The organism is Arthrobacter glycogeni (genome assembly GCF_054510815.1).
On the sequence record NZ_JBTNDV010000008.1, the window covers coordinates 1 to 14,309 of the forward strand.

The 14,309-nt window shown below is 63.7% G+C and carries 13 protein-coding genes and 1 pseudogene; 4 read left to right on the forward strand and 10 right to left on the reverse strand.

Annotated elements, in window-relative coordinates:
• The 8 genes and pseudogenes from ACX80G_RS09735 to ACX80G_RS09770 all read right to left on the reverse strand — a co-directional run.
• Positions 1 to 343 (reverse strand): annotated as a pseudogene (locus ACX80G_RS09735) (HNH endonuclease); the annotation flags it as partial.
• Between the two features lie 239 nt (positions 344 to 582).
• Complete coding sequence (locus ACX80G_RS09740; RefSeq protein ID WP_459307443.1) at positions 583 to 1,323, reverse strand: LysR family substrate-binding domain-containing protein; 741 nt, start codon at positions 1,321 to 1,323, stop codon at positions 583 to 585.
• Between the two features lie 63 nt (positions 1,324 to 1,386).
• Positions 1,387 to 2,190: an aldolase/citrate lyase family protein gene (locus ACX80G_RS09745; protein WP_459307444.1), complete on the reverse strand. Its 804-nt coding sequence runs from the start codon at positions 2,188 to 2,190 to the stop codon at positions 1,387 to 1,389.
• Positions 2,175 to 2,960 carry a 2-oxo-hept-4-ene-1,7-dioate hydratase gene (gene hpaH / locus ACX80G_RS09750; protein ID WP_459307445.1) on the reverse strand — a complete coding sequence of 262 codons (786 nt, stop codon included), beginning with the start codon at positions 2,958 to 2,960 and terminating at the stop codon, positions 2,175 to 2,177. The genes ACX80G_RS09745 and hpaH overlap by 16 nt, the downstream gene beginning before the upstream one ends.
• 2 nt (positions 2,961 to 2,962) lie before the next feature.
• A complete protein-coding gene (gene hpaD, locus ACX80G_RS09755) occupies positions 2,963 to 4,042 on the reverse strand; it encodes a 3,4-dihydroxyphenylacetate 2,3-dioxygenase (RefSeq protein WP_459307446.1) in 1,080 nt (359 codons plus the stop codon).
• A gap of 43 nt (positions 4,043 to 4,085) precedes the next feature.
• Positions 4,086 to 5,618, reverse strand: a complete 1,533-nt coding sequence (gene hpaE / locus ACX80G_RS09760) for a 5-carboxymethyl-2-hydroxymuconate semialdehyde dehydrogenase (RefSeq protein WP_459307447.1) — start codon at positions 5,616 to 5,618, stop codon at positions 4,086 to 4,088.
• Positions 5,615 to 6,319: a GntR family transcriptional regulator gene (locus ACX80G_RS09765; RefSeq protein ID WP_459307621.1), complete on the reverse strand. Its 705-nt coding sequence runs from the start codon at positions 6,317 to 6,319 to the stop codon at positions 5,615 to 5,617. Before ACX80G_RS09765 ends, hpaE begins: the two co-directional genes overlap by 4 nt.
• A gap of 25 nt (positions 6,320 to 6,344) precedes the next feature.
• A complete protein-coding gene (locus tag ACX80G_RS09770; RefSeq protein ID WP_459307448.1) occupies positions 6,345 to 7,838 on the reverse strand; it encodes a fumarylacetoacetate hydrolase family protein in 1,494 nt (497 codons plus the stop codon).
• A gap of 270 nt (positions 7,839 to 8,108) precedes the next feature.
• On the opposite strand from ACX80G_RS09770, the gene ACX80G_RS09775 reads away from it, so the two are divergent.
• The 4 genes from ACX80G_RS09775 to ACX80G_RS09790 are packed head-to-tail and all read left to right on the forward strand — an operon-like array spanning position 8,109 to position 12,636.
• Positions 8,109 to 10,031 carry an FAD-binding monooxygenase gene (locus ACX80G_RS09775; RefSeq protein WP_459307449.1) on the forward strand — a complete coding sequence of 641 codons (1,923 nt, stop codon included), beginning with the start codon at positions 8,109 to 8,111 and terminating at the stop codon, positions 10,029 to 10,031.
• Complete coding sequence (locus tag ACX80G_RS09780; protein WP_459307450.1) at positions 10,028 to 10,414, forward strand: DUF5997 family protein; 387 nt, start codon at positions 10,028 to 10,030, stop codon at positions 10,412 to 10,414. Before ACX80G_RS09775 ends, ACX80G_RS09780 begins: the two co-directional genes overlap by 4 nt.
• A gap of 55 nt (positions 10,415 to 10,469) precedes the next feature.
• A complete protein-coding gene (locus ACX80G_RS09785) occupies positions 10,470 to 11,579 on the forward strand; it encodes a glycosyltransferase (RefSeq protein ID WP_459307451.1) in 1,110 nt (369 codons plus the stop codon).
• 7 nt (positions 11,580 to 11,586) lie between these two features.
• Positions 11,587 to 12,636 (forward strand): glycosyl transferase, encoded by a 1,050-nt coding sequence (locus ACX80G_RS09790; protein ID WP_459307452.1) that lies wholly within the window; start codon positions 11,587 to 11,589, stop codon positions 12,634 to 12,636.
• On the opposite strand, the gene ACX80G_RS09795 is transcribed toward ACX80G_RS09790, so the two are convergent.
• Positions 12,633 to 13,532, reverse strand: coding sequence for a glycosyltransferase family 2 protein (locus tag ACX80G_RS09795; protein WP_459307453.1), 900 nt, complete (start codon positions 13,530 to 13,532; stop codon positions 12,633 to 12,635). The two genes, ACX80G_RS09790 and ACX80G_RS09795, sit on opposite strands and share 4 nt — an antisense overlap.
• Positions 13,532 to 14,239 carry an SOS response-associated peptidase gene (locus ACX80G_RS09800; protein WP_459307454.1) on the reverse strand — a complete coding sequence of 236 codons (708 nt, stop codon included), beginning with the start codon at positions 14,237 to 14,239 and terminating at the stop codon, positions 13,532 to 13,534. The genes ACX80G_RS09795 and ACX80G_RS09800 overlap by 1 nt, the downstream gene beginning before the upstream one ends.
• Between the last annotated feature and the right edge of the window lie 70 nt (positions 14,240 to 14,309).

The following is a 14,309-nucleotide window of genomic DNA, read 5'->3' on the forward strand; positions in this document are numbered from 1 at the left end:
CTTTCGCTTCCTGCGCATCAACCCAGGAACGCAACCCTCCCAGATCCTTAATCAGGTCCAGGGTCCGCCCCGCATCCAGGCCGACCACCGCCGCCACAGCCACCCCGCCCATCAACACCGGCCGATCAGCTGACGCTTCCCGATCAGCCGCCGGGGCGGTCCACACCGCGCCGACACCCAACGGATCCCCCGGACCATACCCACCAGACGCCCCACCAGACGTCCCCGACGAACCGCCCGAAGCCCCCGCAGACGTGTTCGCGGGCCCGCCGGTCGAGCCGGAGTCCGCGCCGGATTCGGGAGGGTATCCCTTTCCGGTAGGAGAAGCTGTACTGCTTTTCATACCCCCATTCCATCATCGGGCACTGACAAAACAAGGTCCGCAGGAGGACATCCGGAAAAGAATTTTGAACTATTTTTCGCGGCCCGGTCACAGCCCACAGGGGGCGTGCACGAAACCCCACAACCCACCCGCTGAGGCGTTAGATCGGGCGACTCACCCGATCACCCACCAGACCTCACGGTTCTGCGAAAGGGAAGGGGCTGGGGAGTTCGGGGTCGGCAAACAGGGGTCTGCACCGGCTAGCGTCGGCCACGCCCGCCCGCACCGGGCTTTCGACCGCGCGGGGTTTGTTTCTTGCCGCCTGCTGACGATCGCTTGGTCCCGCCAGCCTTCTGGCCGGGCTTCGCGGACCCTGCCGAAGGTTGCTTCTTGACCGCTGCTTTCAGCGCCTTCTTTTCCTTCTTTGCCGGTTCCCTGGCCGAAGGCTGCCGTGAACTATGCTCGGTGCGCCCCCTGACAATGCCAATGAATTCCTCGATGTCTTCGGAAAGATTGTCGGCCAACCAGGTTACGGCGATGGTGGTGGCTGGTACATCCAGCACCGGACGATAGATTGCGTCCCTGCGGGTGTAGAGGCGCGCAATCGACATGGGCACAATCACCACGCCGGCGCCCGTCGCCGCCAGTTCGATGGCACCCTTCTCCCCACCGTTCGCGCCGACCTCAAGCAGGTTCTCCTCGGCCAGTTCAACGAATGGCACCTCATCAAACAGCGACAGTTCGTGGTCCTTGCCCGCTACCACCACTGGCTGTTCCTCGTAGAGCGGGATGACGCTGAGACCCTCGCGCTCAACCGGTAGGCGGACAAAACCAAGGTCTACAGTGCCGTCACGGAGGGCAAGCTCCTGGCTGGCAACTTCGTACTCGACGGTCTCCAGCGGTTTAGCCGGATGCCTCTCGCGCCACCTGCTGACCCATTTGCCGGGGGTCACACCTGGGACAAAACCGACGGTGAGGACGCTGGGCTGGGGCTCGGACACCTGATCACACTAACCCACGAGCGCGTCCGCCGGACCCCTACCTCGGCCGATTGGGCAGGAGGTTCAGTAGCTGGCGGGAGAATCGCCGTCGGACACGGGAACGAACTGAGCTGCCAGGGCCTCCGAACCCCGCGCCAACAGCGCGACGTCGGCACCCACCAGAATGAAACTGGCACCACGATCCAGATAGTGGCGTGCAGTATCGGGGTTGAAGGCGTTCACTCCAGCCGGTTTCCCAGCCTTCTGAGCCGCCGAAAGACAGTGCTCGACGGCGGCCCGCACGCGGGGATGTTCCTGCTGCCCGCGCACCCCCAGGGAAGCAGCAAGGTCGGCAGGGCCCACGAAGATCGCGTCAACACCGTCGACGGCCAGGACAGCCTCGACGGCATCGACGGCGGCAACCGACTCGACCTGCACCGTCACGCTGATGGTTTCGCCGGCGCGGGAAAGATAGTCGGGGACACGGTTCCACCGGGCTCCGCGGGCCAGCGCCGAGCCGACGCCGCGGACCCCCTCCGGTGGGTACCGGGTGGCTGCCACGGCGGCTTCAGCGTCAGCCACCGAATGAACCATCGGGATCAAGAGGTTCTGCACCCCGAGGTCGAGGTACTGCTTGATCAGTACGGTGTCGTTCACTGGCGGACGGACCATCGCGTGGACCGGGTAGCCGTGCACGGCCTGGAGTTGAGCAAGGATGGATTCGAGCCCGTTCGGGCTGTGCTCGGCGTCGATGAGGAGCCAGTCCAGGCCGGCCCCGGCGCAGAGCTCGGCGATCAGCGGACTTCCCGAGCACACCCACATGCCCGCCAACGGGCGATCCGCCCCTGCGAGCGCTTCACGAAACGTGGTCTCTAGCGGAAGTGGCATGTTACAGCTCCCAGCGGTCCGTAGTCGGCGTGGATGGTGTCGCCCTTCTGAACCCACAGTGGTCGCGTGAAGGAGCCAGCAAGGATAATGTCCCCGGCCTTCAGGCTATCGCCATGGGCGGCAATCTTGTTGGCCAGCCAGTGGACGCCGGCAGCCGGGTGGTCGAGCACCCCTGCGGCGACGCCGGTCTCCTCGACTGTCTGGTTCTTATAGAGGATGGCGGCGATCCAGCGGAGATCGACGGCGTCGGGCTTCACCGGGCGGCCGCCCACCACCATGGCCCCCATCGCCGCGTTGTCCGAGATGGTGTCCACAATGGTCCTGCCCTCCATCTCGATCCGGGAATCGAGGATCTCCAGGGCCGGAACCACGTAGTCGGTGGCGTTCAGGACGTCGAAGATGGTGCAGCCAGGACCGGACAGATCAGTCTTCAGCACAAACGCCAGCTCCACCTCGACCCGCGGATGGGTGTATCGGTCCCAGTCCACCGAGCAACCGGTGTCCAGCACCATGTCATCGAAAATGGCCCCGTAGTCCGGTTCGGTGATGCCGGTGGCGGCCTGCATGGCCCTGGAGGTGAGGCCAATCTTGCGTCCCACCAGCCTGCGTCCGGCAGCTTCGTTGCGCTGGCGCCACAGCTGCTGGACGGCGTAGGCGTCGTCGACCGTCATGTCGGGATACCGGGCAGTGAGGCGCGGAATCGGGGTGCGGCTGCGGCCGGCCTTCACCAGTTCATCGGCGATAGCTTCAATGGTTGTGGCGTCAAGCATGGCTACAGCTGCGCTCCCAGCTTGAATCCCTGGGCAATACTATCGCCCTCCTGGCGGGTGTAGGAGAAGCCGTCGGCGCCCACCGTCACCGCCATCTCGCTTTTTTCCTCACGGACGACGACGGGCTGAGGATTGCCGTCGAGGTCAAGCACCAGTGAGGCTTCGCTGTACCAGGACGGGACGACGGCGTTGCCCCACCAGTCGCGGCGCTGATTGTCGTGGACGTCCCAGGTGACAGTGGGATTGTCCGGGTCACCCGTGTAGTAATCCTGGGTGTAGATCTCGATCCGATGCCCGTCGGGGTCCAGAATGTACAGGTAGAAAGCGTTGGAGACGCCGTGCCGCCCGGGGCCGCGTTCAATCCGGTCGGAGATGCGCAGGGCGCCCATCTTGTCGCAGATCTGGATGATGTTGTGCTTCTCATGGGTGGCAAACGCGACGTGATGCATCCGCGGACCGTTGCCACCGGTCAGGGCCGTGTCATGCACCGTCTGCTTGCGGTGCATCCAGACCGCGTAACTCACGCCGTCGGAATCCTGGATGTCCTCCGAAACCCGGAAGCCCAGGTCCTCAAGGTATTTGCGTCCGCGCGGCACATCGGGAGTGACCTGGTTGAAATGATCAAGGCGCACCAGTTCCCCAGCGGAGTAGAGGTCGTAGCGTTGAGTGAGGCGTTCAACGTGCTCAACCTCGTAGAAAAACTCATAGGGGAAGCCCAACGGGTCCTCCACCCGGACAGAATCGCCGACGCCCTTCGTGAACCCGTCTTTGCGCCGCTCGGTACGGCAGCCCAGCTCCGTGTAATACGCCTCGGCGGCATCCACCTCGGCCGGAGACTTCACCCGGTAGGCGAAGGCGGCGACGGCAGCCACGGGACCCTGGCGCAGCACCAGGTTGTGGTGAATAAACTCCTCCAGCGACCGCAGGTAAATGGTGCCGTCGTCTTCCTCGGTCACGTGCAGGCCAAGGACGTCGACATAAAACTCCCGCGACCTCACGAGGTCAGTGACAACAATTTCCATGTAGGCGCACCGGACAATGTCCGGTGCCGGGACGCTGGGAGTGGGGACAAAGTTGGTCATGATGGTCTCTCTTCGTTGAGCAAGACGAAAGGTAGCAGGGCTTTTAGAGGTTATGCGCGGTGGAAGTGTCGCCGAACTTTGGGGTGTGGACGGCGCCGAGGCTGATGTGGACTGCCTGCTGGTCGGTATAGAAGTCGATTGAACGGTAACCGCCCTCGTGGCCCAGACCCGACGCCTTCACCCCTCCGAACGGGGTGCGGAGGTCACGCACGTTGTGGCTGTTCAACCACACCATGCCGGCCTCCATGTTCTGGGAAAAGGTGTGGGCCCGGGTCAGGTTTTGCGTCCAGATGTAGGCGGCGAGCCCGTATTTGGTGTTGTTGGCGAGCGCGAGCGCTTCGTCGTCGTTCTCAAACGGGGTGATGGCGACGACGGGTCCGAAGATTTCTTCCTGGAAGATTCGCGCTTCCGGGGCGACATCGGCGAACACCGTCGGCGCAATGTAGTTGCCCTCGGGGAGATGTGGCGGACGGCCACCACCGGCCAGCAACCGGCCCTCCGACTTCCCGAGCTCGACGTAGGAGGCGACCTTCTCATAGTGCTCGGGGTGGACCAGGGCGCCCACCTCGGTCCTGGGGTCATGGGGGTCGCCGACGACGATGGCCCTCGCCCTCGCAGCGTACCTTTCGCAGAACTCGTCGTAGATGCCGCGTTCCACCAGGATGCGGGAGCCTGCGGTGCAGCGTTCACCGTTGAGCGAGAAGACACCGAAGAGAGCCGAATCAAGAGCAGCGTCGAGGTCCGCGTCGGCGAAGATGACACACGGCGACTTCCCGCCAAGTTCCATGGACAGGCCCTTGAGGTGTGTCGCCGCGTTCCGGAAAATAGTCTGACCCGTGGTGGTCTCGCCGGTGAAGGAGATCAGCGGAACATCGGCGTGTTTGACCAGCGCGTCCCCCGCCTCCTCGCCGAGCCCGTTGACCAGGTTGAATACGCCGTCGGGCAGCCCGGCGTCCTTGAAGATCTGGGCCCACAGGGACGCTGAAAGTGGTGTGAACTCGGCGGGTTTGAGGACCACGGTGTTGCCGGTGGCCAGGGCCGGGGCGAGTTTCCAGGATTCGAGCATGAAGGGGGTGTTCCAGGGTGTGATCAACCCGGCGACGCCGATGGGCTTCCGGTTCACGTAGTTGATCTGGGAGCCCGGCACCTTCATGGCGTCGTCGAACTGGGCCACGATGAGATCCGCGAAGAAGCGGAAGTTCTCGGCGGCCCGCAGGGCCTGGCCCTTGGCCTGGGTAATGGGCAGGCCAGTGTCGAAACTTTCGAGATCGGCGAGGCGCGATTCCTGCGCCTCGACGGCGTCGGCGATCCTGTTGAGGACCCGCGCGCGTTCCCGTGGTTTCATCCGCGGCCAGGGGCCATGACTGAACGCCGTGCGCGCGGCGGCCACGGCGAGGTCGATGTCCTCCCGTTGCCCTGCGGCTGCGGTGGCGTAGGTGGTGTTGGATACCGGATCCAGCACGTCGAAGGTCGCGCCGCCCACCGAATCGACGAATACCCCGTTGATGTAGTGCTGGATGTGGGTAGGCAGGTTCTCGGGGACGTAGTAGCTGATTTCAGGGACAGTGGACGTCATTGGTTCTCTTCCTGAGTGATGTGCGGAACTGATTCGGCGGAAACTGGCGTTTGGGCCAGGTAAGCGTTGAGGGTTCCCGTCCGGTGCCGACGCGCCGCACCCTCGATCGTCTCGGCGTCGGCGCCCGATTCGATAAGGCGCAGGAGGGCATCATGTTCCAGGACCGACTCCCTGGCACGTGCCGGGACAAACCTGAAGGTCGAGGACCGCAACGTGGCCAGCCGGTCCCAGCCCCGGTGCACCAGGTCAAGAATGTGCGGGTTGGGGCAGTGCTCAAACAGTATGCTGTGGAACTCCTGGTTCAGTGCCGTAAACCGGACCGGATCGAAATGGGCAAGGCAGTCGCGCATCTGGGTATTCACCGCGCGGGCGCGGGCAATCGCCACCGAATCGATCGACGGCGCAGACAGTGCGGTCGCGGCACCCTCAATGATGCTCAGGGTCTGCATGGTGTAGAGGTACTCGGTCGGGTCGATCCCGGAGACGGTGGCACCGACATTGCGTTCGAACGTCACCAACCCTTCGGCCTCAAGCCGCCGGATTGCCTCCCGGACCGGAACCACACTGACCCCAAGGTCCCCGGCGATCTTCGCCAGCACCAGACGATAGCCAGGCGTGACGGAACCTTCGATGATGCGCGCCTTGATCGCAGTGTAGGCCCGCTCGGACTTGCTTTCCGGCGTGACCTCGCCACCCTGCATCAGGGGCGACGCTACGACGACGGCGTCAGTCACGTGTTGCTCCCGCGGCAACCCACTGCACGTACTTGGCCTTCCAATCGGCGTTCATCGGGTACAGCCCGTCGACGCCGTTTCCCTGTTTGACCATCTCGAAAATGAAGGTCTCCTCCTGCTCCTGCAGGATGCAATCGTCGACGAGCTCCTCGGCAAGACCCGGCGGAATCACGAGGATGCCATCCGAATCGGCCACGATGATGTCACCGGGTTGGACTGTCGTCCCGCCGCACGCGATGGTGATGTCCGTGTCCCACGGGACGTGTCGCCGGCCCAGCACCGCAGGGTGCGGGTTGGCGAAGTAGGTGGGCATGTCGAGGTCGGCCACCGCTGAGTAGTCGCGCACCCCGCCGTCGGTGATGATGGCCGCCGCCCCCCGCACCTGGGCGCGCATGGCCAGGATGTCCCCCACTGTTCCGGTGCCCTTTTCGCCGCGCGCCTCCATGACGAGGATTTCGCCGTCGTTCACCGAGTCAATGGCGCGCTTCTGGGCGTTGAACCCGCCACCATGTGATGCGAAAAGGTCCTCCCGGTTGGGAACGAAACGCAGTGTGCGGGCCAGTCCCACCACGCGGCGCTCCGGGCGGGTGGCCTGAAGCCCGTCAATGCTCACGTTATTCAGGCCACGCTTCCGTAACTGGGAGGACAGGGTGGCGGTCGCAACACTCTCGAGCTTTTTCTTCAGTTCCGGCGGCAAAGCGTGACCGAGCGGTTCCAACCCGGCCGCCTCCCGCGATCCGTAGGCTTCCTCGCGCTGGGTGTCATCGGTTTTGGGCCGGGCACCAAAGGCGGCGAACGGCGTCGTTCCCTCGACCACCCGGGTGCTCAACCGGCCGCTGCTGTGGGTGCCCCCGGTGACCTCAATGTCGATCGTGTCCCCGGGGTGGGCCACCGACGCGCCCGCCGGGGTGCCGGTCAGGATGATGTCGCCTTCCTCAAGGGTGAGGAGCTGGGTCAGGTCGGCGACCAGCTGGGGGAAAGGAAACAGGAGCTCTTCGGTGGTGTCATCCTGCATGAGGGTGCCGTTATGCCAGGTGCGCACCCGCAGCGCGGCGGGGTCCACCTCGCCGGCGGGAATCAGGCGCGGACCGAGGGGAGTGAAGCCGTCGCCCCCCTTGGAGCGGACGTTCGACCCCTTGTCGGCGTACCGAAGGTCGTAAACCCCCAAATCGTTGCTCGCCGTCACCCAGGCGACATGGCTCCAGGCGTCGTCGAGCGCAACCCTGCGTGCCGTTGTGCCGATAATCAGGGCGATTTCGCCCTCAAACCCGAGCAATTCACACCCTAGCGGCCGCTCGACGGTGCCTGGAGCATCAATTGATCCGAGCGCGAGCGACGTCGACGGCTTCAGGAAGTAGGACGGCTTCAGTGGCGTGCGACCGCGCTGGGCAGCGCGGCTTGGGTAGTTGATGTGGACTGCAACAACCTTGCGGGTGCGGGCCAGCAGTTCAGCGCTCACCGTCTGAGTCTGGGACTGAAGGCTCATACCGCGTTTCTCCTCATCGTTCTGCAGAGCTGTGCTGCGCGCACGCTCCGCAACTCCATCAGTACTTAATGTATGAAATCGTATACGATCAACTATCATCCGTGGCGAGGGGCACGTCAACCCTTCCCTGTGGGGCTGGGATCGTTGTGTCCTGCGTCAGGTCCGTCGTACAGTTCGAGGAACGTCATTCGATTATCGGAGGACCTATTCGCATAGAGAACAGATTTTGCTGGCCGTCGAGCTTTCACAACGAAGTGAGTGAGGAAAACCGTGCATTTTCACCATCACGGCTACGTTTCAGGTGACCCGCGGGTTCAGGCCGTTGCCGGCGTCGGCGTCAATCGTCCCGACGACCTTCCCGATGAGGTCGACGTGCTGATCATCGGCAGCGGTCCGGCTGGAATGCTCGCGGCTGCCCAGTTGTCCCAATTCCCGAGTATCACTACCCGCATAGTTGAGCGGCGGCCCGACCGACTCGCGATCGGGCAGGCCGACGGCATCCAGGCACGCAGTGTTGAGACCTTTCAGGCGTTCGGATTTGCTGAACGGATCATCGCAGAGGGATATCGGATCACCGAGATGGCGTTCTGGAAGCCCAACCCGGCGGACCCGTCACGCATCATCAGGACCGCCCGACCGCTCGACGACCCGGCCGGCGTCAGCGAATTCCCGCATCTCATCGTCAACCAGGCACGGGTCCTCGACTACTTCGCCGAGGTCATGGCGCACTCCCCCACCCGCATGAAACCTGACTACGGCCTGGAGTTCACCGGCCTAGAAGTCTCCAGCGAGGGCGAATACCCCGTCGCCGTCACGCTCACCCACACCACCGGACCGCTCGAAGGCACGCAACGGTCAGTACGGGCGAGATACGTGATCGGCGCAGACGGTGCCCGCAGCAAAGTGCGGACCGCCATCGGCTGCACGCTCGCCGGAGAAGCGGCGAATCACGCCTGGGGTGTCATGGATGTGCTCGCCACGACTGACTTCCCCGACATCAGGTTGAAGTGCGCCATCCAGTCAGGCGCTGGAGGGAGCATCCTCCTCATTCCCCGGGAAGGTGGCCACCTCTTCCGCATGTATGTGGATCTTGGCGACGTCGACACCCACACCACGGGCGAAATCCGCAGCACCACAGTCGAACAGATCATCGCGAAAGCCAACGCCATCCTTCACCCCTACACGCTGAACGTCCGGAACGTCGCCTGGCATAGCGTCTATGAGGTAGGCCACCGCCTGACTGACCGGTTCGACGACGTCCGCCCCGAGGAGCTCGGCACCCGCAGCCCCCGGGTCTTCATCACCGGGGACGCCTGCCACACGCACAGCGCAAAAGCCGGCCAGGGAATGAACGTCTCCATGCAGGACGGGTTCAACATCGCCTGGAAGCTGGGGCACGTCCTGGAGGGCCGCAGCCCTGACAGTCTGTTGTCGACCTATTCCGCCGAGCGGCAGGTCGTAGCGAAGAACCTGATCGACTTCGACAGGCAGTGGTCCTCCCTGATGGCCAAGAAACCCGAGGAATTTGAGGATCCGACTGAACTGGAGAACTTTTATACCAGCACCATGGAGTTTCCGGCCGGATTCATGACCGAGTACACGCCCTCCATGATTGTCGGCGAGGCAACTCACCAGGAGCTCGCCGCCGGGTTCCCTATCGGCAAACGTTTCAAGTCAGCGCCAGTAGTGCGCGTCTGCGATACCAACCCGCTTCAGCTTGGCCACCAGGCGACGGCCGACGGGCGGTGGCGGATCTATGTCTTCGCCGATGCGGCCCTTCCGGGCACTCAGTCGAAGGCCGCCACTTTGGCCAACTGGTTGGAATCCTCGCCGGATTCTCCTCTCATGGTGACCCCCGGGGGCGCGGACCAGGACGCGTGGTTCGACGTCAAAGTGATCTACCAGCAGGACCACCGGAGCCTCGACATCAACGCCGTGCCGGCGGTGTTCAAACCCCGGGTGGGGCCGTTCAAACTGGACTACCTGGAAAAGGTATTCGGTGTCGACCCCGACCAGGACATTTACGAACTGCGCGGGCTGGACCGGGAGGGCGTCGTCGTCGTCGTCCGTCCGGACCAGTACGTGGCCCACGTGCTACCGCTCACAGCGACGACCGAGCTTGCCGCCTTCTTCGCACGAATGCGAACCCAGGGCGGGTCGGAGGCGGCGGGGGGAGCTAGGGTTGAGGAATGACCCCCGCGAAAAGCCCCCAGACCATGAAGCCCGCTACAGCGGCAAAGAAACTGGGAATCTACCTGCCAGCCGCTCCACAGGAGTTCCAGGACACTGACGTCACCCGCGCCGAGTTCAACGAACTGCAGCAGAATCCTCCTGAGTGGCTCGCTGAACTTCGCCGCAGCGGGCCCCATCCCCGCCCCGTAGTGGCGCAGAAGCTCGGTATCTCCATCAGCGGTCTTGCCCGTGGGGGAGTCACTGAACCGCTCTCCACCACTGACATCACTGCCCTTTTGCAGGAGCCGCCAGCGTGGCTGGTCGCTGAACGCTCAACCCATGCAGCGGTCCGTAAACAGGACCTGATCACCAAAAATCTTCATGCGGAGAAATCCGCCCAGTAGATCTCGTTCCTCATTCCGTGTCGACTTTTCACGGAAATGAAGCATACTTACTTTTATGCTGCTTGCGCAACCGCTCACCATTGCCGTCATGGCACACCTGCACCATCCGATAGCCAGCCCCTATCCCGGCGGGCTGGAGATGCATACCGCCCTGCTGACCGAAGAGCTGACAGCTCGAGGCCATTCAGTGACCTTGTTCGCCAAGGACGGCAGTCGGGGGCCGGGCACAGTGGTGCCCGTCCTGAACGCCGGATTCACCTTCACCAAGTATCTTGACGGCCCTGATCGCGATGCTCAGACGCACCTCCTCGACAATGCGCAGCGTCTGACTCTCGCCCGAGTCAACGAGGGCGAGTTCGACGTCGTCATCAATAACTCGCTCAGCCCACTGCCGCATGCCGATCCGCCGCGCCAGCCCATGCTGACCATCCTTCACACCCCACCACTCCCACGGGTGACCGACGTCTTTGACGCGGCTGGCTACACCCCCACCCCGCGGCAAAAGTTTGTCAGCGTGTCGGCGGCCAACGCGCTGCAGTGGAGAACCCACCTGCGGAACATCAACGTGGTTCACAACGGAATCCGCCTCGAAGAATGGCGCACTGCAGGTCTGGCCCGACGACGGCCCAACACGGCTGTCTGGTCCGGCCGGATCACCCCCGAGAAGGGCCTGCACGTGGCAATCGAAGCTGCTGCCCTCGCCGGGATGCGCATCCGTTTTGCTGGTCCCATCAGCGATCAGGACTATTTCGACCGGACCATCGCTCCGCTGCTCAGCGAATCGGTACAACATGTTGGCCACCTCGACCACGGCCAGCTGGCGTCGTTCCTCAGCTCGGGTGCCGTGTTCATCTCCTCACCGTTATGGGCAGAACCCTTCGGACTGAGCACCGTCGAAGCGATGGCCTGCGGTACACCGGTGGCTGCTCTGCCCTGCGGCGCGATGGCCGAAATTATTGACGAGCGGGCCGGGGTGGTCGCCAGGGGGTTCGCGGCAGCCGACCTGGCGGTGGCCATCGAACAAGCCCGCCACGCAGATAGCGTGGAGGTACGGGCCTCCGCGTCGCGGTTCGCCGCCGAGGTGATGATCACCAGCTACGAAAAGCATCTCGGGGAGTTGGTGGGCCAGGGCCTGCTGACCGATGCCGAGATACTGGCGTCCTAGGGTACCGATGGCCCTCCCCCGCGTTGCCTATTACACCCATCATCACGGATCCGGACACCTGCGCCACGCCTTGGCTATCGCACGGTTGCAGGTAGTCGATCTCCTGGTCACCGGCTCCACCGAACCGCCAGGACTGAGCGGCATCCCGCACACCCGCTTTGCCCAGCTCGCCGCTGATATCCGGCCCGACGGCGAGCCCTACCCGGTGCCCCCTGAACCGTTTCTGCACTACGCACCCACCACCTCAACTATCAGGGACCGGTTTTCCCAGCTGCATGCTGCCTGGCAGGACTTCGATCCCCAGGTGGTGATCATTGACGTCTCCGCCGAGGCCGCAGTCTTCGCCCGGCTCTGCGGATATCCGGTCCTTTACCGGCGGATGCCCGGTGACCGTTCGGACGTGGCACATCAGAGCGCCTACGCTGCCGCCACCGGGCTGTTCGCCTACTATCCTCAAACCCTGGAGGATGCCACCTATCATGAGGCATACGGAGACCGGACGCAGTATCTGGGGATGCTCGAACCACCAGGTTCTGCCGCTGCCAGGACCGTCCCCGCTGGCGGGAAGGTCATTACCGTCCAGACCAGCCTCGGGGGCAGCGGGGTGAGCGTCACGGAGATCGCCAGAGCTGCACGATCATCCCCCGAATGGCAGTGGAATGTGGTGGGTCTCAGCTCCGGCAGCGCCAACCTGCCACCGAATGTGCGCCTGCTCGGCGTTGTCGAGGACCCGCGCCCGGAGTTGGCGGCGGCGGATCTCATCGTCACGTCCGCCGGATACCACGCCGTCGCGGCGGCGGCCGCTGCCAGCCGGCCCACCATCCTGGTGCCAGAGGCGCGGCCTTTCGGAGAGCAGACTGCCTTTGCCCGCGCTCTGAACAGGTCAGCCGGAATCCCGCTGGCTGAGATCTGGTCAGCTGCAGCGTGGCCGGAGCTCCTGCGCCAGGCTGTGGGATCTGATGCCGGAGCGCTGGGGGCGGCCCTGTTTGTCAGCCGCGACACCTTCAGCGACCGGTTTCTTGACCTGGTGTCCAGGGCCTCGGCGTCAGGTGCTTAGTACGGTGCATTCACCTGTGCCGCTGCAACCTCACCCGCGGTGGGCTGTCTAAGCACGTCAACCGTGTTGCCGTCGGCGGCCCAGGCGATGTACCCGGCGTCGGCGAAGGCAGTCAACCACCCGGTCATCGGCCACACCCCCCGTTTCCGGTAGAACACGAGGCTGTTGGCAACGATATCGGAGAAGTGCTGCAGCGGGGGGCGGGTGACCCCGTGATGCTGGTGAAACATCGTGGCGTTGGAGAACGAGAGTGTCACGCCACGGTCCCGGGCGGTGAAGGAAAAATCTGTGTCTTCCCCGCCGTACCCGGTGAACGCCTCATCGAATCCGCCGATCCGTCCGAAATCGTCTGCCGTGACAGTAAAACCCAGGGACCAGAACAGCTCATAGCGGTCGGTGCGGGCAGGTGATGCGCCCGCCGCCGGCGCCAGCGACTTCCGCGCTCGGTGCGGGATCGAGGCGCGCATCAGCCCTGCATCGCCGTCGTGCCTGGGGAATCCTGCGGCACTCAGGTAGCGGGGCTGGGCCATGACAAGCCCCCCGGCGTCCGCCAGGTCCCGGTGTAGGGTTTCGCACAACGTGCTGGCCGGGATGCAGTCCACGTCCAGGAAGATGAGGGTGTCAGTCGAAGCTGCCGCGGCAGCCGCGTTGCGGGCGGCAGCAAGGTTGAGGGCGCCGGTTGCCGACGCTGGAAGATGGACAATCCGCTGAGGAATCATTGAGACCAGTGGCGCGGGGTTTGGCTGGCCCATGTAGGCGACCACCAGCTCAGTGGGCTGCAGGGTTGAACGATTAAGACCCGCCACCAGATTGGCGAGGTGGTGGTCCCGGTTGGCGCTGAGTACGAGAACCGAGAACTGTGGGGTTGCGGGATCGGAGACTGCTGAGACCGTCATCAAGCGGCGGGCTCAATCAGCTGCGGCCCGTTATTGCGGACCGATCCGACGGCGTCTCCGACGACGCGGGGCACGAGTTGAGGTTCAGGAATGGCGTCGATCAGTGTCCGCACGTCAGCGCTACTGGTCATTCGTGGATTCAGCCATTCTGAGTAGAGATCCGGGGGGAGAATGAGCGGTGTTCGGTCGTGAATATGGCCGAGCGTGTCACTGGCTGTGGTGGTGATAATGGTGCAGCTGCGCAGCCATTTGTCTTGATGATCATCCGGAAGTGTTGGGTCTGGCCAGTATTCATACAGGGCTGCGAAGGCTAGCATGTCGTTGGTCTGGCCGTGAAGGTAGGTAGGTATTTTGCCATCCGGCCCCTTTTCCCACTCGTAATAGCCGTTGGCCATCACGATGCCCCGGCGACGTGAGGCAGCGGTGCGGAAGGAGGGTTTCTCAAGGATAGTTTCAGCCCTGGCGTTGATCAGGGGTGGGCCCTTCTTTGGGTCTTTCAGCCAGGACGGCACCAGCCCCCACCGGGCGGTGGTCAAGCGTCTGGCAGGATGACCACCGGTATCCTCCAGTCGCTCCAGCAGAAGCCGGACGGTGTCTGTGGGAGCAACATTGTAGGAGGGTTCCGGCAGCTCCTGATCAACAAAGTCAACGTCAAACAGGTCGATGAGGTCCTGGTCAGATCCCGCCACCACAAAACGTCCGCACATGAGGATAGGGTACTCCGAGGGACCTCCAAACCGTATGTTCAGGAGGTTTGAAGGGCCGAACAACCGATTG

Excerpts from the sequence above, each read along its gene's own strand:
- hpaH (WP_459307445.1), bottom strand. The coding sequence starts at position 2,960 with ATGCTTGACGCCACAACCATTGAAGCTATCGCCGATGAACTGGTGAAG.
- ACX80G_RS09770 (WP_459307448.1), bottom strand. The coding sequence starts at position 7,838 with ATGAGCCTTCAGTCCCAGACTCAGACGGTGAGCGCTGAACTGCTGGCC.
- hpaE (WP_459307447.1), bottom strand. The coding sequence starts at position 5,618 with ATGACGTCCACTGTCCCTGAAATCAGCTACTACGTCCCCGAGAACCTG.
- ACX80G_RS09780 (WP_459307450.1), top strand. The coding sequence starts at position 10,028 with ATGACCCCCGCGAAAAGCCCCCAGACCATGAAGCCCGCTACAGCGGCA.
- ACX80G_RS09785 (WP_459307451.1), top strand. The coding sequence starts at position 10,470 with ATGCTGCTTGCGCAACCGCTCACCATTGCCGTCATGGCACACCTGCAC.
- ACX80G_RS09800 (WP_459307454.1), bottom strand. The coding sequence starts at position 14,239 with ATGTGCGGACGTTTTGTGGTGGCGGGATCTGACCAGGACCTCATCGAC.
- hpaD (WP_459307446.1), bottom strand. The coding sequence starts at position 4,042 with ATGACCAACTTTGTCCCCACTCCCAGCGTCCCGGCACCGGACATTGTC.
- ACX80G_RS09790 (WP_459307452.1), top strand. The coding sequence starts at position 11,587 with ATGGCCCTCCCCCGCGTTGCCTATTACACCCATCATCACGGATCCGGA.
- ACX80G_RS09795 (WP_459307453.1), bottom strand. The coding sequence starts at position 13,532 with ATGACGGTCTCAGCAGTCTCCGATCCCGCAACCCCACAGTTCTCGGTT.
- ACX80G_RS09765 (WP_459307621.1), bottom strand. The coding sequence starts at position 6,319 with ATGCAGGGTGGCGAGGTCACGCCGGAAAGCAAGTCCGAGCGGGCCTAC.
- ACX80G_RS09745 (WP_459307444.1), bottom strand. The coding sequence starts at position 2,190 with ATGCCACTTCCGCTAGAGACCACGTTTCGTGAAGCGCTCGCAGGGGCG.